This window comes from Moraxella sp. K127, assembly GCF_015223095.1.
In the GTDB taxonomy this organism is placed as follows: domain Bacteria; phylum Pseudomonadota; class Gammaproteobacteria; order Pseudomonadales; family Moraxellaceae; genus Moraxella.
In genome coordinates this window covers 25,702-44,606 of the sequence record NZ_JADFBZ010000005.1, presented here as the reverse complement: position 1 = coordinate 44,606, position 18,905 = coordinate 25,702, and the positions used below count along the sequence as shown (strand labels likewise).

At 43.3% G+C, this 18,905-nt stretch carries 18 protein-coding genes; 5 read left to right on the top strand and 13 right to left on the bottom strand.

Going from position 1 to position 18,905, the window contains the following annotated elements:
- Positions 1-107: 107 nt before the first annotated feature.
- From IM753_RS01960 to IM753_RS01950, 3 genes are all read right to left on the bottom strand, one after another.
- Complete coding sequence (locus IM753_RS01960) at positions 108-1,376, bottom strand: GDSL-type esterase/lipase family protein (RefSeq protein ID WP_065256258.1); 1,269 nt, start codon at positions 1,374-1,376, stop codon at positions 108-110.
- A gap of 167 nt (positions 1,377-1,543) precedes the next feature.
- Positions 1,544-2,770 (bottom strand): DUF459 domain-containing protein, encoded by a 1,227-nt coding sequence (locus IM753_RS01955; RefSeq protein WP_194108542.1) that lies wholly within the window; start codon positions 2,768-2,770, stop codon positions 1,544-1,546.
- A 23-nt stretch (positions 2,771-2,793) separates the two neighbouring features.
- Positions 2,794-4,296: an MBOAT family protein gene (locus tag IM753_RS01950; RefSeq protein WP_194108541.1), complete on the bottom strand. Its 1,503-nt coding sequence runs from the start codon at positions 4,294-4,296 to the stop codon at positions 2,794-2,796.
- Positions 4,297-4,620: 324 nt separating this feature from the next.
- On the opposite strand from IM753_RS01950, the gene IM753_RS01945 reads away from it, so the two are divergent.
- The 3 genes from IM753_RS01945 to sthA are packed head-to-tail and all read left to right on the top strand — an operon-like array spanning position 4,621 to position 7,600.
- Positions 4,621-5,514 carry a pyruvate, water dikinase regulatory protein gene (locus tag IM753_RS01945; protein ID WP_083108170.1) on the top strand — a complete coding sequence of 298 codons (894 nt, stop codon included), beginning with the start codon at positions 4,621-4,623 and terminating at the stop codon, positions 5,512-5,514.
- A 55-nt stretch (positions 5,515-5,569) separates the two neighbouring features.
- On the top strand, positions 5,570-5,947 hold the full coding sequence (locus tag IM753_RS01940; RefSeq protein ID WP_172823627.1) for a DUF4377 domain-containing protein: 378 nt from the start codon (positions 5,570-5,572) through the stop codon (positions 5,945-5,947).
- A 21-nt stretch (positions 5,948-5,968) separates the two neighbouring features.
- Positions 5,969-7,600, top strand: a complete 1,632-nt coding sequence (gene sthA / locus IM753_RS01935; RefSeq protein WP_227514722.1) for a Si-specific NAD(P)(+) transhydrogenase — start codon at positions 5,969-5,971, stop codon at positions 7,598-7,600.
- A 148-nt stretch (positions 7,601-7,748) separates the two neighbouring features.
- Here sthA and IM753_RS01930 read toward each other — a convergent pair whose 3' ends face one another.
- From IM753_RS01930 to leuC, 10 genes are all read right to left on the bottom strand, one after another.
- Positions 7,749-8,321, bottom strand: a complete 573-nt coding sequence (locus tag IM753_RS01930) for a YceI family protein (protein ID WP_062498330.1) — start codon at positions 8,319-8,321, stop codon at positions 7,749-7,751.
- 126 nt (positions 8,322-8,447) lie between these two features.
- On the bottom strand, positions 8,448-9,497 hold the full coding sequence (locus IM753_RS01925; protein ID WP_194108540.1) for an RsiV family protein: 1,050 nt from the start codon (positions 9,495-9,497) through the stop codon (positions 8,448-8,450).
- A 255-nt stretch (positions 9,498-9,752) separates the two neighbouring features.
- Complete coding sequence (leuB, locus tag IM753_RS01920; RefSeq protein ID WP_194108539.1) at positions 9,753-10,823, bottom strand: 3-isopropylmalate dehydrogenase; 1,071 nt, start codon at positions 10,821-10,823, stop codon at positions 9,753-9,755.
- A 21-nt stretch (positions 10,824-10,844) separates the two neighbouring features.
- Complete coding sequence (locus tag IM753_RS01915) at positions 10,845-11,432, bottom strand: hypothetical protein (protein WP_065274014.1); 588 nt, start codon at positions 11,430-11,432, stop codon at positions 10,845-10,847.
- Between the two features lie 17 nt (positions 11,433-11,449).
- Entirely contained in the window at positions 11,450-12,100 is a 651-nt protein-coding gene (gene leuD, locus IM753_RS01910; RefSeq protein WP_194108538.1) for a 3-isopropylmalate dehydratase small subunit, read from the bottom strand.
- Positions 12,101-12,117: 17 nt separating this feature from the next.
- Positions 12,118-12,558, bottom strand: a complete 441-nt coding sequence (locus IM753_RS01905) for a type II toxin-antitoxin system VapC family toxin (protein ID WP_194108537.1) — start codon at positions 12,556-12,558, stop codon at positions 12,118-12,120.
- Positions 12,555-12,785 (bottom strand): hypothetical protein, encoded by a 231-nt coding sequence (locus IM753_RS01900; RefSeq protein ID WP_194108536.1) that lies wholly within the window; start codon positions 12,783-12,785, stop codon positions 12,555-12,557. Before IM753_RS01900 ends, IM753_RS01905 begins: the two co-directional genes overlap by 4 nt.
- A 13-nt stretch (positions 12,786-12,798) precedes the next feature.
- The gene (locus IM753_RS01895) at positions 12,799-13,332 is read right to left on the bottom strand and encodes a YbhB/YbcL family Raf kinase inhibitor-like protein (protein WP_194108535.1); all 534 of its coding nucleotides are present in this window, start codon (positions 13,330-13,332) and stop codon (positions 12,799-12,801) included.
- A 55-nt stretch (positions 13,333-13,387) separates the two neighbouring features.
- On the bottom strand, positions 13,388-14,194 hold the full coding sequence (locus tag IM753_RS01890) for a hypothetical protein (protein ID WP_065255843.1): 807 nt from the start codon (positions 14,192-14,194) through the stop codon (positions 13,388-13,390).
- Between the two features lie 69 nt (positions 14,195-14,263).
- Positions 14,264-15,703, bottom strand: a complete 1,440-nt coding sequence (leuC, locus tag IM753_RS01885; RefSeq protein WP_065255844.1) for a 3-isopropylmalate dehydratase large subunit — start codon at positions 15,701-15,703, stop codon at positions 14,264-14,266.
- A 179-nt stretch (positions 15,704-15,882) separates the two neighbouring features.
- Between leuC and IM753_RS01880 the strand changes: the two genes are divergently transcribed.
- Positions 15,883-16,806, top strand: a complete 924-nt coding sequence (locus tag IM753_RS01880; RefSeq protein ID WP_065255845.1) for a WG repeat-containing protein — start codon at positions 15,883-15,885, stop codon at positions 16,804-16,806.
- 502 nt (positions 16,807-17,308) lie between these two features.
- Positions 17,309-18,748, top strand: coding sequence for an L-serine ammonia-lyase (locus IM753_RS01875; protein WP_065255846.1), 1,440 nt, complete (start codon positions 17,309-17,311; stop codon positions 18,746-18,748).
- The last annotated feature ends 157 nt before the right edge of the window (positions 18,749-18,905 follow it).

The window sequence follows — 18,905 nt, the reverse complement described above, 5'->3', positions numbered from 1 at the left end:
AAATTTGTCAAATTATAACGAGAAATTTGCCAATACTCAATGTTATTTTTTATAAAAATAGGTGTATTTATTATCTAAATACACCTATTTTAACCTTTTAATAAAGACTAATTAGCCCGTTCAATGCGGATAAACCCACGCCCTTGACCGCCCTGCCCTGAGCTGATACTTGGCACATCATTGGGGCTGTATGTCGGAGCGGTGTTAGGATAAGTGGCATTCGGATACTGCGTGGGGGCTTGTGCCTGTAATGCCAACAGCTCATTTGCCAACTCATTACCCAGACGAGTGTAGCCTGACTGACTAAAATGCACGCCATCTTTACTGGCAAGTCCACGACTTATCCATGATTTCATCGAGCAAGAGCCACCCATCGCCCCTTGCCAATCCCAATATAAGGTGCGTTCGGCTTGGGCGACTTGCCGTTGGGCGGTTTGCACGTCTGTGAGCGTGGCAGGGCGTGTGCCACACCCACCGCCTGTGCTTTTTAGAGCTTCTGGCGAGCCGAGTACCATGACCGCCGAACGTGGACTGACGGCACGGATTTGGCGGATTTTTTCGGTCAAGGTCGCACGCACGCTCTCGCCTGACACGCCATTATACGCTTCATTAGTGCCATAGGCGAGTACGATAAGCGTGGGGCGAATGGTCGCAAGCTCATTTTGCCACGCCTGCGCATTCCATCTGCCCCAATGCGACAGCTCCGCCCCATTGATACCCAGTGCCGATACCACCGCCCCACGTCCACTGGGGTTAAACGCCCACCAACCGCCAATCGCCGAGCCTGTGGCGTTGTCATTATAAATGGTAAACGGCAAATTCACGTCCACACTCACCATCTGCCATGTGCCGTCTTTGCGTGCCGTTTCTAGCACAAACCGCTTGCCATAAGCGTCCACCCCTGTAAATCTGCCGTCTGTCGGTTGCTGACGAATGCTCACCCAGATACGCTGAGCAGGTTCTGCCCCTTTTTTGGGTTTTAGGGTTAGACTTGCCCCATTGACCTTGGGTCTGGCAATCAGTCCGCCCAGCGTATAATACTCGCTTTGATTGGTACGGCTAGAAATTGGCGAAAAATCCACATTATCATAACTAAACCGTGCCATACGCTGACCGCTAAAATACATCGGCATCGCCCAGCCCATGCCACCATCGCCCATCACGCCCTGCAAGCGATTTCTTAGAGCGTCCGTCATGGTGTCGCCAGCGGTGTGGCTGTCGCCGAGTTGGACGATATGTACCGAATGGTTTGTCATGGCTTGGGCTAAGGCACTGGTATTGGGTTCGCCAAAGTTGGTTAGATTGGCATGAGCTGATACCGACACGCACGCCATGATTAATAAGGTAGGCTTAAAGCTAAGTTTTGTTAAATTCATGAATACTCTTTTTAATAGACAACTCCATTTTCAACCTTATATAAGTGATTGATTTTTCAAGGGCGAATTGCAATTCGCCCCTACAACCTAAAAATAATTACCATTTTAAGTTGAAAATGAAGTAATAATTATCAAATAAAAACATCATCGCTTAGTGATTAAATTCATCACTCAATGATTAAATAAGATTGCACTTCTTTGGCAAGAATCCGCTGACCATCGCCAGAAAAATGAATACCATCACCGCTACGCATTTTAATGTTTTTGCCGTCTTTTTCAAGATAATCATTGTAAACATTGTTACGCCCACCCATGATAGGACGTGCATCAATCACTTTGACATTATGACGAGTAAGCTCATTCATCATCACATCATTAAGCTGAACCATTTGTTCATTTAATTTATTTTTTTTCATATTTGGCGGTGTTACCCAAATCACGCCCACCTGCCTTTCTTTGGCAAAATCCAATATATCTTTCATGCGTGCCTGATATTCTGCTATCCATTCTTCGCTATTAAATTTTAGGTATTTTCCCTGTTTATCTGGCATATCCCAAGGGTCATTTGCCCCCAGCATGACAATGAGTACTTTGATACTACTATCTGATTGTAACGTATTTTTAATGGTGCTATTCCAATCAAAGAATTTAGGATATGCCAAACCGGTACTTTGTTTGCTAAGATTGACCGAATCCACGCCTAAGCCTTGTAAATACTTTTGCATATGTGGGGCAATGCCCTGCATCATCGAATCGCCAGCAAAAAATACTTTTTGGCTTTTATTTAATGTCAAAGATTGTTCTAATTCATTTTGGGCTTGATTTTCTTTTAGGGCTTGGGCTTTTAATTGTCTTTCTTGCTCTTGGCGTAATTGCTCTTGGTGTGCTTTTTCTGCCATTTGGGCTTTATAAGCAGGGGTATAGGCGTGATTGGTATTAAACTCATCAATCATGGTTTTATTCATATTGCCGATATTATTGGCGATATTATCATGAAAAGCATACAATCCATCGCCAATATCACCCCCTTTTTGCCATAACGGACTATTAATTAGATTTAATGGGCTGGGCTGATGATAAGTTTGTAGATAATAGGCATTGATTGATTTTTGCATTATCCAAATACCTATGACAGTAGATAATACCAAAAACATGAGCGTGGTAATAAAGGATTGTTTAAAATTATCATCTAGGATAATGACTTCATTATCCCAATCATTACCATCGTCTTGATGAATGATTTCTTTATCTGTATTTTCTGTATCAATGTTTTCTTTGTTAATTTTTTCTTTATTAATGTCTTTTCGATGAATATTTGCTTGATTGACATTATCTTGACTGTCAATATCAGCCTTGTTAATATGATTAATCTCATCTTGTTTATGTTCGCTCATGATAATATCCTTTATCTTGTCTTTTAGAAATTTGCATAAATAAAACCAGGAATGCCAGACGGAGCCAAAATCACCACCGCCATAAATGCCATAAAGCACAACACATAAAAAATCACGCTTGGCATTTTATGAATTAGCCGACCGATTTGTGTTTGATGACGATGAAATAATGGATAAATCAGCCATGCCAATGCCAAAATCGCCAATAGATAAAGCGGGTTATTTGTCCATGCTACATTAATATGATTAAAAAATAAGGCATTAAAAATCAATAACGCTTCATCTAATGTGGTCGCCCTAAAAAAGACAAAAGCAAATACCACAAAATGCACAGTGATTAATACGCCCAGCGTTTTACCAATGATGCCTGTATTTGCCAAAAAATTACGTCCTTTGGCATGACCGCTTATTTTTTGGCACGCCAAATCGCCTGTATTTAATAAAGCAATGGCTAAGGCGTGTAATAATCCCCAAAAGAAAAAATTAAAGGTTGAGCCATGCCAAATCCCTGATAACACCATCGCAATAATAAGATTAAGCTGAGTAAACCAAAAGCCCTTTCTACTACCACCTAAGGGAATATAAATATAATCTCTTATCCATGTCGATAAACTAATATGCCATCTGTCCCAAAAATCTCTAATATTATGAGCCAATAATGGGGCATTAAAATTCATGGGTAAGCGAAAACCGAGCAATAATCCAAATGCCACCATCATCTCACTATATCCTGAAAAATCTAAAAATAATTGCAAGGTATAACCATAAATGGCGGTCAATACTTCTAAGCTATGAAAGCCTGTGGGATTGGCAAAGACGGGATTAACCCAATTATCTGCCAAATACCCTGCCAGCCACCATTTTTTGGCAAGGGCAAGCACGATTAAGGCAAAGGCGATTTTTGGGTATAATAATTGGCGTGGTTTTGGTTCATTTAATTGGTCATACATGGCACATTCTTTGCCAGTAATGTCTTTTAGTCCTTTGGTATAAGCCACACGAGTAATCGGGCCTGATGAGATAGTGGCAAAAAATGAAAAATAGGTTAATGATTGCCATAAACTCAATGGCGTTTGGGGCTGATGATTGTTTTTGGTTTGTTGGTATAAGGTCGCCAAATAACTAATGGCTTGAAATGAATAATAAGAAATACCCAATGGGAAAATAATATTTGCCATAAGTCCCGTATTATCTAATTGCCACATCTCTAAGGCACGGCTAATATTGGCACGGAAAAATTCATAATATTTAAACACTGATAGATTTATCAAAGTGATGATAACGCCCATCGCCATCCATGATTTTTTGTGGCGACTGATGATGATTTGCCGAGCAATGAAATAAATGACAATACTAAAAATAAACAGCATGCCAACTGCCATCAAGCCTGCCATTAAATAAATAATGGCATAGCTGATAATGAGCAACAACATATTTTGAATGTCTGGTCTTTTTTTAAATGCCCAATAAAGCATAAAAAACACCATGAACAATAACGCAAATTCTACCGATAAAAATGAAAACATTGCATTCCTTAGCCATAAACCATCTGAGAAACCATGAATACGCCCTACCCAAAGATGTGATTGTTGTTATTATGGTTAGCACCGCCCTTTTATCCAATCTACACTTTTTATATTGACAAAAAGGTCGTTCATTTTAACAAAATTACCACAAATGCACAATGGGATTTTATCCGCTTTTTCATGCTGTTTTAATCATTGTCATTTACTTGTCCTGTTTCTTATTATCATGCCACAGTTGATAATTTTTCCTACAAAATCCCCTGTTTTTGTGCTATACTCTTATTTGAGTTTACCCATGTATGGCACAGGACATAAAGGATAGCCATGTACGTTCACACCCCCACACCCAGCCAACAAGACCAGCAGGCTCGGCAAGCCAAGCAGTTTAAAGCCCCCGAGCTACTTCGCAGTGCTTTTTTTATCTCTGACGGCACCGCCATCACCGCTGAGACGCTTGGGCGATCGCTACTTAGCCAATTTGGCAATGTCAAATTTGACGTCAAAATCATCCCCTATGTGGACACTCCCGAGCTGGCTCATGAAGCGGTCAAACGTATTAACGAAGCCCATCATTTATCAGGACTTAAACCCTTGGTTTTTGACACCATCGTCAGTGATGAGATTCGCAGTATCATCAACGGGGCGAACGCCACCAATCTTGATATCTATGAAGGGTTAATTACCCGCATTGCCAACGAGATTGGCGAGACCCCCGACCCCCACGCAGGCATGGCACACGGACAAGTGGACAGCGAAGACTATAAAGCAAGGATTGACGCGGTGCATTTTGCCCTAGATAATGACGACGGGGCAAGAACCAATCACTATGATGGGGCGGACATCATCTTAGTTGGCTTATCACGCTCGGGAAAAACGCCCACAAGCCTATATCTTGCCTTACAGTTTGGCATTCGTGCCGCCAACTATCCTTTGACCGAAGACGACCTAGATAGTAGCAATCTGCCCAAAGTATTACAGCCCTATCGCCACAAACTCTTTGGTCTGACCATTGACACCGAGCGACTGGTACGTATCCGCCAAGAGCGAAAAGCAGGTTCTCGCTATGCGTCCCTTGCCCAATGCCAAGAAGAACAGCGTGCCATCCAAGCCATCTACACCGCCCAAAAAATCCCCAATCTCAATGTCTCTGAGATGAGTATTGAAGAGATTGCCACACGGATTTTACAAATCACAGGTTTGGCACGGCGGATTGGCTGATTGTTAAAGCATTTTAAATAGCATGATTTTAAAACTGACAAACTCTGAGAAAAACATGAAACATCGCTCCTTGTTACTCTTACCCCTAACACTCATCATCTCGTTGAGTGCCTGCCAAAGTCGCCCCCCTGTGCCCGAGCCACGTTATATCCCTAATGTGACCCTAAACGCCAGCGAAACGCTAGAAGTCATGCCTTATCGCAGTGCCTGTCATTCTGCCACGCCCATGCAGTGTCTACTGGTCAAGCCCGTCGGGGCAGACGATGATGAGCTGTTCGGCATTGGCTATAATGACATCATCGGCTTTACACCAATCATTGGCACCGCCTATACCATCAAAGTACGTCAAGAGATAGACCAAAATACCGGCAAACCCACAGGAATGTGGCAGCTAGATGAGATTTTAACGCAAAATATTCATTCATCAAATTAAACAAAAACAAAAGGCAATATCATGACCAAAACCAACCCCACCGAGACGGCAGGTAAATCCCAAAACTCCGCCACAAACGAGACCAAGGCAGAGAACGCCATCAAAGAACAAGCCAAACGTTCCGCCCTACCCGAGACCGAGACCAAAACCAATCCCCCTGACAACACAAACACGCCCAATCACGAAGAGCATGACCCCAGTCACTTACTCATCAGTCCCCTTGATGGTCAGCGTATCGCCATTGCTCCCCAAAAACGCAAATCCCGCCACGGCTTTGAATACGATGCGGTGGTATTAGGGGCAGGGCCTGCCGGTGAAGCAGCGGCGATGAAACTTGCCAAATCAGGGCTTAAAGTGGCGGTCATCGACCCCAGAGACCAAGTGGGTGGCAACTGTGCTCATGTCGGCACCATTCCTAGTAAGGCACTTCGCCAATCGGTGTTTAACATCATTGGCATGCGACGCGACCCCATTTTTAGCTCATTTACCGATAATTTTCAAGTACCACTTAACAAAGTACTAAGCAAAGCACGGCGAGTGATTGCCAGTCAGGTCAATACCCATAAGCTGTTTTATGAGCGTAACCGTGTTGAGATTATCCAAGGCTGGGGGCGTTTTATTGACAAAAACACCCTAGAAGTTGAACAGATTCATGCCGATGGTGTCAAAACCGTCACCTTTGAAAAAGCAGTCATTGCCGTGGGTTCACGCCCTTATCGTCCCGATCTGCTTGACTTTGATCATCCCCGTGTCTTTGACTCAGATAAGATTTTGCAAATGGATTATGTCGCTCGTAAAATCATCATCTACGGAGCAGGCGTGATTGGCTGTGAGTATGCGTCCATCTTTACAGGTTTGGGTTATGTTGTTGATTTGATTAACAACAAAGACCAACTACTCAGCTATTTGGATAATGAGATTTCGGATGCCCTATCGCACGACTTTCGTCAGTTTGGCGTGCGTATTCGCAACAATGAAGAGATTGAACGCCTAGAAACCTTTGATGACTGCGTGGTCTTGCACCTAAAAAGCGGTAAAAAAATCAAATCTGACGCCATTCTTTGGTGCAACGGACGTTCGGGCAACACCGACGGGCTCAACCTAGAAGCGGTTGGCTTATCCGCCAACAATCGTGGACAGCTCGAAGTGGATCAAACCTACCGCACCAAAGCTGAACACATCTATGCCGTGGGCGATGTCATCGGCTGGCCGTCTTTGGCATCCGCTGCCTACGACCAAGGGCGAAATGCCGCTGGCTTTATGGTGGGTGACAAACACGCTGAGTTTGTCAATAGCGTGCCTACTGGCATCTATACCATTCCTGAGATTTCAAGCATTGGGGCGACCGAAGAAGACTTAACCCGTGACCAAATCCCTTATGAAGTCGGACAAGCCTTTTTCAAACACCTAGCTCGCTCCCAAATCATCGGTGAGCGTTCAGGCGTCCTAAAAATCTTATTCCACCGTGAAACCCTGCAAATCCTAGGCATTCACTGCTACGGCAACCACGCATCCGAGATTATCCACATCGGACAGGCGGTGATGAAATGCGGTCACACGCTAGAATACTTTATCAACACCACCTTTAACTACCCCACCATGGCAGAAGCCTATCGTGTGGCAGCGTTAAACGGCATGAACCGTATTTTTTAAAGCCCAAAGGACGTGTTCAGCACGTCCTTACGTCCATGGTATAAATCTGTGGCAAATGTAACTTTTACCCATATCACCCATCCTTTATGCAAATCACAAAAAATCACCCCAACATGATTTGGGGTGATTTTTGATTCTTTAAAACAAATTATTTCTTAGCGGCTTCTACTTGAATGTCAATGCGGACATTTTTTGCCATGCCAACATTCACCAAATAATCCATGCCCCATTTGGTGCGGTCAATGGTCGTGCTAAAATCACCGCCACAAACTTCGGTTTTTGCCATGGGGCTGTCATAGCAATTGAACTTATTGGCGTGCAGACGAACAGGGTGTGTTTGACCAAGTAGGGTAAGTTTGCCATCTACTGAGCTTAGTTTGCGTGCTTTGCCCTTGCCTGTGTAGTTGAATTTGGTAGATTCAAAACGCATGGTTGGATATTTTTCGGCATCAAACAAATCGGCACTGAGCAGATGTTCAGTAAACTCCTTAGAGCTTGATTGTAGGTTTGCCAATGGCAACTCGATGTCAATTTTACCTGTGCGTTTGGCTTTATCAAACTCCATCTCGCCTGTTAGACCATACACACCGCCCACGTTGGTACTGGTTTTAAAATGATCAATGGCAAAACGGGCATTGGTGTGAAATGGGTCAATCTCATAAGTGGCAGCATTTGCCATGCCTGCTAGGGCAACAAGAGACAGTAGGGCTAGCTTTTTCATAACAACTCCTTGGGTTTGATGAATAATGTTATTGGTGCAACACCAATGCGATAAATTCTAGCAAGACTGATTAGGAAAAACAAGCACGATTAAGAAACGCATTGTTAATGTTTGGTTAATGATACATCAGGACTTATCCGCTTGGCTTGCCTGCTCCGCCTTTTGACTTACTGACTCTTGACTTACCGATTCTTGGTTTGCTGTTTTGGCTGTCTGCTTAGGTAAGTATTCCTCTTGGATAATGCCTTGTAATTTATCATACGGCACCACAATCTCAACAAAACCCTGTGCAAAACCTCCCATTTCATAAGGTTGATACACCAGCACCACCCCATTTTTACCAAAATACACATTTTCGGTCATCTCAAACTGCCACGTTTGCTCGTATTCTTGAATGTCTTTTTTGGTTGTGATTTGTAGCTCATCTTTTAGATATTCTTTAAACCCCGCATAAGCCAGCTCATGAAAATCACTCGCCCTATCCACCACAATCACATCAGAAAAATCAATCTGCGTCTGCAAATCCATATCAAACATCAGATACTCCATAAATGGCATGCCATGAGCCCCACCCATATAAACATCGCCTGCGATGGCAACCTGAGCTAAGTTTTTGTGAGCAGGGATAAGCTCTGGGACAACCGTCCAAGCATAGCTCGGTGCTGACTCAAAGGGCTCGCCATTTTCTTTGGCAACGTCTTTCATCTCATTGATAAACATCAAATGCTCACCCACAAATTCATCAACATTCTGCTTAAATTTAAGCAGTTTAGGATTGTCATCGTTGGTAATTGTTTTATTGACAATCTGCTCTATCCAACGTGGTTCAACTTTTGCCAATTTGATATTGATACTCGTGCAAAAGCCCTCTTTATAAAAACCTTCGTCATCTTTGGGTGTTTTTGGGTCAAAATTGCACGCCTGCTTCATCTCATCGGGCAGTTCATACTCATAGGCAACCGTGCTAAATTTAATTTGTTCAGACTTGGTAATCTTGCCTACATTGACAAGTTTTTGATCAAGGGCTTTAATGGTCTCACTTGGGGTTAGCTCGCCACTTGGCATGACTTGATTTTTTTGAGCATCCAAATATTCTGCTTGATTGTTTTTGACCGTTTCATCTTGACCACAAGCAGTCATTAACACCGCCAAAGCCAGCACCAATACTTTTTTCATCATCTTACCCCTTTTTACACTTGTTTAACTTCAAAATACACCAATGTAGGGGCGTGCTTTCCACGCCCTATAAACCAATGTATCATCAGGGCGTGCAGAGCCAGCCCCTACAAAAGCATCTTTTAAAATGTAGCGTTGATGTAAATTGAAGTTAATTTACTATAAATTAAACTGCCATTCATTGTAAAGCAAAATCAATCACTTGGCAAATAAAAAGCCCACAATCATGGGCTTTTTGTGTTAAGTTAACAAGGCTTACAACGCCTGCACCACTTTATCGCCCATGTCCGCACAGCCAACCAATGTCGTGCCGTCTTCATAAATATCCGCCGTGCGATAGCCTTGTTCTAACACTTTTTGCACCGCTTGTTCTATTCTCACCGCACGATTTTCATCATTTAGGCTATAACGCACAAGCATGGCAAGCGACAAAATGGTCGCCAGTGGATTTGCCTTATCCTGCCCTGCAATGTCGGGGGCAGAGCCATGAGACGGCTCGTACAGCCCTTTGCCCGTCTCGTTTAGGCTTGCAGACGGTAGCATGCCGATAGAGCCTGTGAGCATGGACGCTTGGTCGGACAAAATATCGCCAAAAATATTGCCCGTGGCAATCACATCAAGCTGCTTGGGAGCTTTAACCAGTTGCATGGCACAGTTGTCCACATACATATGCGACAGCTCAACGTCAGGGTACTCTTTGGCAACGTCCGTGAAAATCTCTTTCCACAGCTCGGTCGTCTCCAATACGTTCGCCTTATCCACGCTACACAGCTTTTTGCCACGTTTTTGGGCGGATTGGAACGACACATGAGCGATACGGCGAATCTCGCTTTCGCTATAACGCATGGTGTTAAAGCCTTCACGCTCGCCCTTGTCGTTGGTGTGAATGCCCCGTGGCTCGCCAAAATAAATGTCGCCCGTCAGCTCACGCACAATCAAAATATCCAATCCTGATACGACTTCGGGTTTTAATGTGGACGCATTTGCCAATTCTTTATACAAAATCGCAGGACGCAAATTGGCAAATAAATTTAAATCCTTACGAATCGCCAAAAGTCCACGCTCAGGACGCAGTGGGCGGTCAAGGTTGTCATACTGGGGCGAGCCAACCGCACCTAATAGCACTGCATCCGCCTTTTGGCAAATGGCTTGGGTCTGGCTAGGATATGGCGAGCCGTATTTGTCATATGCCGAACCGCCCAAATAAGCGTATTCATAGCTTACGTCCAAACCGTCAGCGATGAGTTTATCAAGTACCTTCACGGCTTGGGCGATAATCTCAGGACCGATACCGTCGCCTTCTAAAATGGCAATGTGTTTTGTCATGGGGGTTTTCCTTTTGTTACTTTAAACTTTAACAATTAAATATTGAAATTGATATGTTGGCTCGTATTGTTGCCAATTTAACAGATAATCATTTTTTAACTGCAATGTCTTATCTATCTTTTTCTCATCTTTCCATTTCAAGGTTCCTGATAATATCTTTTCATTTTGCAAGCCAAAATCAAAATAATCAGTATTGTCTTTTGGCTTACTTTGATAATATATATCATTTGTTAGAAATATGGCATAGCCTTGCGATATTTCAAACTTTTCCATTAGCTTTTCAAGCCTAACGATATCATTAACAAAATGGTAACGCCCCCAATTTTGAGCACCATGATTTCTTAAAGAAAAATTTTCGCCATTTAATTCAAATTCAAACTTCTTCGTTTTATACTTTAATTCAATGGCAATTATTTTATCATCAATTTCAACAATTAAATCAATGTAAAATGGTCTACCGTCAATCAGATATGGTTTTTCAATACGGATATTTGCATTTGGATAACACATTTGAATTTCCCACGCCAAAGCGTGTTGAAAATCCGCTTCCGAATGAAAAACAGGGCGTTTTTTAGCAAGTTGTTTAAGAATATTTTCAATATCTATCATTGGGAAATTCCTAAAAATCAAGCCGTCAATTCTTTAAATACCCAAGGGCGTTCTTGTTTGGCTTTTTCTTCAAAGGCTTTAATATCGTCCGCATTTTGCAAAGTCAAACCAATATCATCTAAGCCATTTAATAAGCAATGCTTACGAAATTCGTCCACGTCAAAGGCGTATTCTTTACCGCTTGGGCTAATCACTTTTTGATTTGCCAAATCTACGGTTAATTGATAGCCGACATTATCAAAACATTCTTTAAATAATTCATCAATGTCGCCCTCTGATAAAATCACAGGGAGCATGCCATTTTTAAAGCAGTTATTATAAAAAATATCGGCAAAACTTGGAGCAATCACAGTACGAAAACCGTATTCATTCAATGCCCACGGAGCGTGTTCACGGCTAGACCCACAGCCAAAATTGGCACGAGCAAGCAAAATGGTCGCACCTTGATAACGCTCTTGATTTAGCACAAAATCAGGATTTTTTGGGCGTTTGGCAATGTCCTGCCCCAAAAAGCCTTCATCCAAATAACGCAATTCGTCAAATAAATTATCGCCAAACCCCGTGCGTTTAATAGATTTTAAAAACTGCTTGGGGATAATCAAATCGGTATCCACATTGGCACGGTCTAACGGGGCAACAATGCCGATTTCGGTGGTGTATTTTTTCATAATTTACTCTCTTTATCTCAATACAATTTGTAAATTTCTTCTCTTAATGTTGGCTTATGATAATCATCAACCCAATTTTCAAGTTTGATATTATCCAATCGCTCAAACTCTTTCATATTGCGAGTTACCATAATCATATCATAAGCAATAGCAGTCGCTCCAATCAGCAAATCAAAATCGCTAATTAAACGACCCATTGATGATAATTTTGCCTTTTCTTTGCTATAAATTTTTAAGCCATTATAAACAGGAATAATCGCAACCTGTTTTAAAAGCTCATCAATTTTTTGCATATTTTTGGCAACATTTTGGCTTTTTTCTGCACCATACAATAATTCAGCATAGGTAATCTCCGAAATGGCACATTGATGAATGCCTTTTTCGTGAAATTTTTGTGCCAAATCAAATTGATTTTTGAAATAATAAATACAGATATTGGTGTCCAGTAAATATTTCATTCAAAACTCTCAATATGTCGTTGCATATGGGCATTTGCCTTAATGTCTTGAATAATTTCATCAGCACTTCTATCATCTTCCCAAGAACCTGCCAAACTTTCTTGGTTGTTTACAGATTGCCTTTCGTTATTAACAGAATGAATGATTTTTTCAACCAATATCATTTTATCGGCATTATCCAAATGCTGTATCATTTGATAATAATGCTCTACGACTGCAATAGGCATTTTATCACTCCTTTTACCAATGATAATAAGCCGTCAAACTTGCCGTTGCCAACACTTTACCATTTAAATTAAAGCCGAGTACCGCAGGGCTAATGGTATTTGGCAAATCCAGCACGTCATTTAAAGCATAAAGCGTAAAAATATAGCGGTGTGGTTTGTCGCCTTTGGGCGGAAATGCCCCGATAAAGCCGTTTAATCCTGCATCATTTTGTAATTCTACCACGCCACCCCCAAAATCATTGGATTGACCCTTGGGAAGTTTATTCCAATCGGCAGGGATATTAAAGGCATTCCAATGCCAAAAGCCCGAGCCTGTCGGTGCATCAGGGTCGTACATGGTTAGCACAAAACTTTTGGTATCGGCAGGAGCGTTACCCCACTCAAGCTCTGGGCTAATGTTACCCCCTGTATAGCCCCAAATGTTAGCGACATAATCATTTGATAGCGTGCTACCTTCGGCAATGTCGCTACATTTTAGGGTCATCTCGCCTGTGATTTGAGTGGGATTACGCACGTCTAGGTAGGTGTTTTGGGTTAGGTCGGTCATGGTTTTTCCTTAATTCACTTATAATCAAACTAATACAAATTAATCAATTTAAATATCAATCAATTTGCTTAAACTCGCCTTCAAAAATATCTGGCATTTGTTTTTTAAGGTTTTTTAAATCATCTGAAATCTCTTCATCGGTGTATTCTACCGCCACATCAAAAGTTTCATATAATCTTTTACTCATCTTATCCATAGATGCATAAGTAATACCACCTGAAATAATACCACCCATAACAGGAATAGCCTTAGAAACACCTTTTGCAAAAGTATCTTTTGTTAATTTTATACCAATCATTCCTGCAATTTTTTTAACCAATGGGTAATACCATGTTTTGGTTAATGCCATTTGTGGTAATTTTTTTAGAGCTTGTTTTGATAAATTTCCTGCTGTTAATCGAGTTAATTGTGATGCCCCACCAATACCAAACATAACACCCAAGAATAACATTAATTCATGTTCAACTTTTTCATGATTTAACACATCGCCATTCCAAAAATCTTGATAGCCATAAATATAGGCAATTTCTTGGGCTAAACGCAAATTAAAGGCAAAGAATTGTAATAAATCAGCAGGCACTGTCGCCGCTAATGCTAATCCACCAGGCAGACCCGCCAAAAAAGAACCGCTAGAACACATCAACTTTCTTTTATTAGCAACCATTATGGCGGTCTTTTTGGCTTCCTTTTGAGAAATTAAGCCTGATGCGATTGGACCTTTTTCCAGCAATAGTGAAATATCAGATTGCTGAACCTTGCCTTTAAAAACATCAAGTAAAAAAGCATTTCGCTCAACTTTAATACCAGGTAAAGCCAAAGATTTTTCAATCAGCTCATAGGTGAAATTTGATTCATTTGACATAACAACACTCCAATTAAAGTTAAAAAATAAGATAACCCATTCTAGCACAGATTATCTTATTTTATCATCTCAAAACGTTCGCACGTCCACAAAATGCCCCGCAATCGCCGCCGCTGCTGCCATGGCAGGAGATACTAGGTGCGTGCGACCGCCATTGCCTTGACGACCTTCAAAGTTACGGTTGGACGTACTGGCACAATGCTCGCCTGATTGCAGTTTATCAGCATTCATCGCAAGGCACATAGAACAGCCTGGTTCACGCCATTCAAAGCCTGCTTCGGTAAAGATTTTATCAAGCCCTTCTTGCTCGGCTTGCTCTTTGACCAAACCCGACCCTGCCACAATCATCGCTTGTTTGATACTTGGGGCGACCTTACGACCCTTGACAACTTCTGCCGCTGCACGAATGTCTTCAATGCGTGAGTTGGTGCAAGAGCCGATAAACACACGGTCAAGCTGAATCTCGGATAGCGGCTGCCCTGCCGTTAGCCCCATATATTGATAGGCACGAGTCCAGTCATTACGCTGGACGTCATCTTTGGCATCGGCTAGGGTTGGCACGTTTTGGCTAATGGGAATGACCATTTCAGGCGATGTTCCCCACGATACCTGTGGCTCAATCTCATCGCCATTTAGCACGACCACCGTATCAAAATGAGCGTCATCGTCCGAATGCAAGGTGTTCCAATAAGCGACCGCACGCTCCCAGTCATCGCCTGTTGGGGCGTAGGGGCGACCTTTAACATAGGAGGTGGTCTTATCGTCCACCGCCACAAGACCGACCCTAGCACCGCCTTCAATCGCCATGTTACACACGGTCATACGCCCTTCAATGGACATATCACGGAACACTTGTCCACCAAATTCAATGGCGTGTCCTGTCCCGCCTGCCGTGCCGATTTTACCGATGATAGCAAGCACGACATCTTTTGGCGTAACGCCTTTGCCCAATTTGCCGTCCACACGGACAAGCATATTTTTCATTTTCTTTTGGACAAGGCACTGCGTGGCAAGGACGTGCTCTACTTCTGATGTGCCGATACCGTGAGCCAAACAGCCCAATGCCCCATGCGTGGCAGTATGGCTATCCCCACACACCACCGTCATGCCTGGTAGGGTCAAACCCTGCTCAGGCCCGACAACGTGAACAATGCCTTGACGGACATCATTGATACCAAATTGCACGACATTAAAGGATTTGCAGTTGTCATCAAGGGTTTTGACTTGAATGCGAGAGGTGTCATCAGCAATCCCTGCAATGCCTTGCTCACGCTCGTTTTTAGAAGTTGGGACGTTGTGGTCGGGCGTTGCGATATTTGCCGACAGTCGCCACGGCTTACGGTTATTAAGCTCTAAGCCTTCAAAGGCTTGGGGGGAAGTTACTTCATGTAACAGTTGGCGGTCAATGTAGATAAGTGATGAGCCGTCATCACGCTGTTTGACCAAATGGTCGTCCCAAAGTTTGTCATACAATGTTTTCGCTGTCGCTTGGGGGGTTTTGCCTGCCATTGTTATTCTCCAAATGTAAAATGGTCTGGGTATGTTGAATTTTAAAAGATTATAACACACTTTAAAAATAACAATAATTTATAATTTTTATGGTTTATTTAACTTTTTGGAAAAAGTTTTTTGGCATGATAATCTTGCCACTTATGATAAAATAGCCCAAATTCCCACGCATTGTTTTTATGAAAAAATACCTAGTCACCGCCCTACTGCTCGGCTCGCTCACACCCCTAGCTCACGCCTGTACCCTGCCCAAAAGCCACTATAAAAACGTCAGCTGTACCGCACGTTCGGGCGTATTTTTGGCGGTCAAAGACAACGGCTCGCCCGTGGCACTTTTGGACAAAAAAGGCAACAAAACAGCCGATTTATTCGCTTATGACGCGGTGCTAGGCTCGGAGTTTAGAAACGGGCTACTCCCTGCCCTAAAAAACGGTAAAGTCGGCTACATCAATGACAAAGGCAAAACCGTCATCGCCTTTAACTACGACCGCATAGACGGCAACCAATGGGCAAGGGGCGTGCGGGGCGAACGTATCATCATCAAACAAAACCGTGGCTTTGGCGTGCTAGACACTCGGGGCAAGGTCATCGTCCGTCCCGAGCGAGCCATCAGTCACATCAGCGACTACTCCCAAGGTCTTGCCACCGTCACCGCTGGCGGTAGCACCTACGCCATCGACAAGAACGGCAATCGCACACGGCAAGCCCCCAACCCATCGCCCACCCCAGAGCCGACACTTGCCCAAGGCAGTCTGCCAAACCCGAGCACGCACCTGACACTCACGCCAAGACAACAAGACGGCAAATGGGGCTTTGTCGATGACAAGGGCGTGCCGATGATTATCTACGCCTTTGATGATGTCCGAGCTTATAGTGAGAATCTGGCAGGGGTACGCATGGGCGATAATTGGGGCTTTATTGATAAAAGTGGGCAACTGGTCATCGATTTTCGTTTTCATAAAGACGGGTTTATTTTGGACAGCACTAAAAATCCCGAACTGCCCGAACCGCTGATGTTTAAAAACGGCAAGGCATGGATTGGCAATCTAAATAATGGCGACAAGCTGTGTATCAATTCGCAAGGGGTTAATGTGGCTTGTTAAGGATTGATTATTTTTAGGACGTGCCCGCCTTTGGTATTTGCAATGAAAAATGACTGTTTAAAAAAGCAGGGGAATCGCACGTTTTTTATGCAAAAATTGATTTAAAACGTTAAATTTTTATCTTATTTTACCTTATTCTCAACTTTGTATAAGTGATTGATTTATCAAGGGCGAATTGCAATTCGCCCCTACAACCCAAAAAATAATCATTGGAAAATCAATAAGTTGCAACTTTAAATTGAGATTGAAGTTTATTTTATAAAAATGTCATCAATGGTAGGTACGCTCTAAATACTCCATTATTTTAAATCCAACCAAAATCACATTTGGTCGGATATTTTGTATCAAATCCCCATCAATCATGCTAAAATATCAACCCATCTGATGTGGTTATCTAGTCATGCATTTTAAAACAGAACTGTTTATACGTCTGCCTGTCAGATTATCTTAATTCAACAATTCATTTTGTCACACGGTAAAATAACTTTATAAAGGACTTTTTATGATTAGTATTTTTGACATGTTTAAAATCGGTGTTGGCCCTTCAAGCTCGCACACGGTCGGTCCAATGGTCGCCAGTGGGCGGTTTTTGGCACTGTTAGATGAGCGACTGCATGGCGATTTTAGTCCGATTACAGGCATTACCATAGAGCTATATGGCTCGCTGTCCGCCACGGGCAAGGGACACGCCACCGATACCGCTACCTTGCTTGGACTACTCGGACACGCCCCACGCACGCTAGACACCGAACGCACGGACGAGTATTTATCAGACATTCGCACGCACCAAAAGATGAACTTGGGCGGTCGTCATATCATTGATTTTGATGAAACCACTGACATCTTATGGTATAGCGATGTTACCCTGCCCCAACACCCTAACGGCATGACACTCATCGCCACCTTAGCCGATGGCACTCGTATCAGCGAAACCTACTTTTCTATTGGGGGTGGATTTGTCGTGGATAATGATGAATTTAAAGCCCAAACCGCACAAGAGCAACTAGATACCCCCAAAAAATCGCCCTACCCTTATCCCTTTGAGCTGGGAGCGGACATTGAACGGTTATGCCACACGCATGGGTTTAGCATTAGCGAGCTTATGCTCCACAACGAAACTGCTGTCCGAGATGAAGAAGAAGTTAAAGATTATCTTAACGACATCTGGGCAACCATGCAGGCGTGTGTCAATGCCGGCTACCAAAAAGATGGTATCCTGCCCGGCGGTCTGAACGTCAAACGCCGTGCCAAAGCCTTATATGACCAGCTTAGCAAAGAATATGGCAAAGCCGATGGCGGACTGCTTGCGATGGATTGGGTGAACCTATACGCTCTGGCGGTCAATGAACAAAACGCCTCAGGCGGACGGGTCGTTACCGCTCCCACCAATGGGGCGGCGGGTATTATCCCTGCGGTGCTACATTATTATCAAGGCTTTATTCCGTCATTTAGTTATCAGGGCGTGCGTGAATTTTTGCTCGTGGCAGGGGCGATTGGGGCGTTAATCAAACAAAATGCGTCCATTTCAGGGGCGGAAGTTGGCTGTCAGGGCGAAGTTGGCTCTGCCTGCGCGATGGCAGCAGCAGGACTGGCTCACGTCATGGGCGGTACGGTCGCCCAATGTCTCAACGCCGCCGAGATTGGGCTAGAACATAACTTAGGGCTGACCTGCGATCCCATTGCAGGACTGGTGCAAGTGCCTTGTATTGAACGCAATGCGATGGCATCGGTCAAGGCGATTAACGCCGCTCGCCTTGCCCTGCGTGGCGATGGCTCGCACCATGTCTCACTGGACAAAGCCATTTTGACCATGAAAGAGACCGGACTTGACATGATGGACAAATACAAAGAAACCGCTCGTGGTGGACTGGCTATCCATGCCGATAACCGCATTCCTGTGGCAGTAGTCGGTCATGTGGGCGTGGGATTTAGCCAGTGTTGATGACACCAACAAACTCCTTTAACAAGATTTAGCAGGGCAAATAAAAGACGGGTGTAGATGTTTTACTCCGTCTTTTTGTTTATCTATCTTTACTTCGCCAAATATGTAAATATCATTGCCAAAACTCTCATAACTGTGTACAATGGCAACAAATTTT

Excerpts from the sequence above, each read along its gene's own strand:
- leuB (WP_194108539.1), bottom strand. The coding sequence starts at position 10,823 with ATGACAAAACACATTGCCATTTTAGAAGGCGACGGTATCGGTCCTGAG.
- IM753_RS01905 (WP_194108537.1), bottom strand. The coding sequence starts at position 12,558 with ATGAAATATTTACTGGACACCAATATCTGTATTTATTATTTCAAAAAT.
- leuC (WP_065255844.1), bottom strand. The coding sequence starts at position 15,703 with ATGGCAGGCAAAACCCCCCAAGCGACAGCGAAAACATTGTATGACAAA.
- IM753_RS01940 (WP_172823627.1), top strand. The coding sequence starts at position 5,570 with ATGAAACATCGCTCCTTGTTACTCTTACCCCTAACACTCATCATCTCG.
- IM753_RS01900 (WP_194108536.1), bottom strand. The coding sequence starts at position 12,785 with ATGCCTATTGCAGTCGTAGAGCATTATTATCAAATGATACAGCATTTG.
- IM753_RS01890 (WP_065255843.1), bottom strand. The coding sequence starts at position 14,194 with ATGTCAAATGAATCAAATTTCACCTATGAGCTGATTGAAAAATCTTTG.
- IM753_RS01950 (WP_194108541.1), bottom strand. The coding sequence starts at position 4,296 with ATGTTTTCATTTTTATCGGTAGAATTTGCGTTATTGTTCATGGTGTTT.
- IM753_RS01945 (WP_083108170.1), top strand. The coding sequence starts at position 4,621 with ATGTACGTTCACACCCCCACACCCAGCCAACAAGACCAGCAGGCTCGG.
- IM753_RS01875 (WP_065255846.1), top strand. The coding sequence starts at position 17,309 with ATGATTAGTATTTTTGACATGTTTAAAATCGGTGTTGGCCCTTCAAGC.
- leuD (WP_194108538.1), bottom strand. The coding sequence starts at position 12,100 with ATGAAAAAATACACCACCGAAATCGGCATTGTTGCCCCGTTAGACCGT.
- IM753_RS01960 (WP_065256258.1), bottom strand. The coding sequence starts at position 1,376 with ATGAATTTAACAAAACTTAGCTTTAAGCCTACCTTATTAATCATGGCG.
- IM753_RS01930 (WP_062498330.1), bottom strand. The coding sequence starts at position 8,321 with ATGAAAAAGCTAGCCCTACTGTCTCTTGTTGCCCTAGCAGGCATGGCA.
- IM753_RS01915 (WP_065274014.1), bottom strand. The coding sequence starts at position 11,432 with ATGATAGATATTGAAAATATTCTTAAACAACTTGCTAAAAAACGCCCT.
- IM753_RS01895 (WP_194108535.1), bottom strand. The coding sequence starts at position 13,332 with ATGACCGACCTAACCCAAAACACCTACCTAGACGTGCGTAATCCCACT.
- sthA (WP_227514722.1), top strand. The coding sequence starts at position 5,969 with ATGACCAAAACCAACCCCACCGAGACGGCAGGTAAATCCCAAAACTCC.
- IM753_RS01925 (WP_194108540.1), bottom strand. The coding sequence starts at position 9,497 with ATGAAAAAAGTATTGGTGCTGGCTTTGGCGGTGTTAATGACTGCTTGT.
- IM753_RS01880 (WP_065255845.1), top strand. The coding sequence starts at position 15,883 with ATGAAAAAATACCTAGTCACCGCCCTACTGCTCGGCTCGCTCACACCC.
- IM753_RS01955 (WP_194108542.1), bottom strand. The coding sequence starts at position 2,770 with ATGAGCGAACATAAACAAGATGAGATTAATCATATTAACAAGGCTGAT.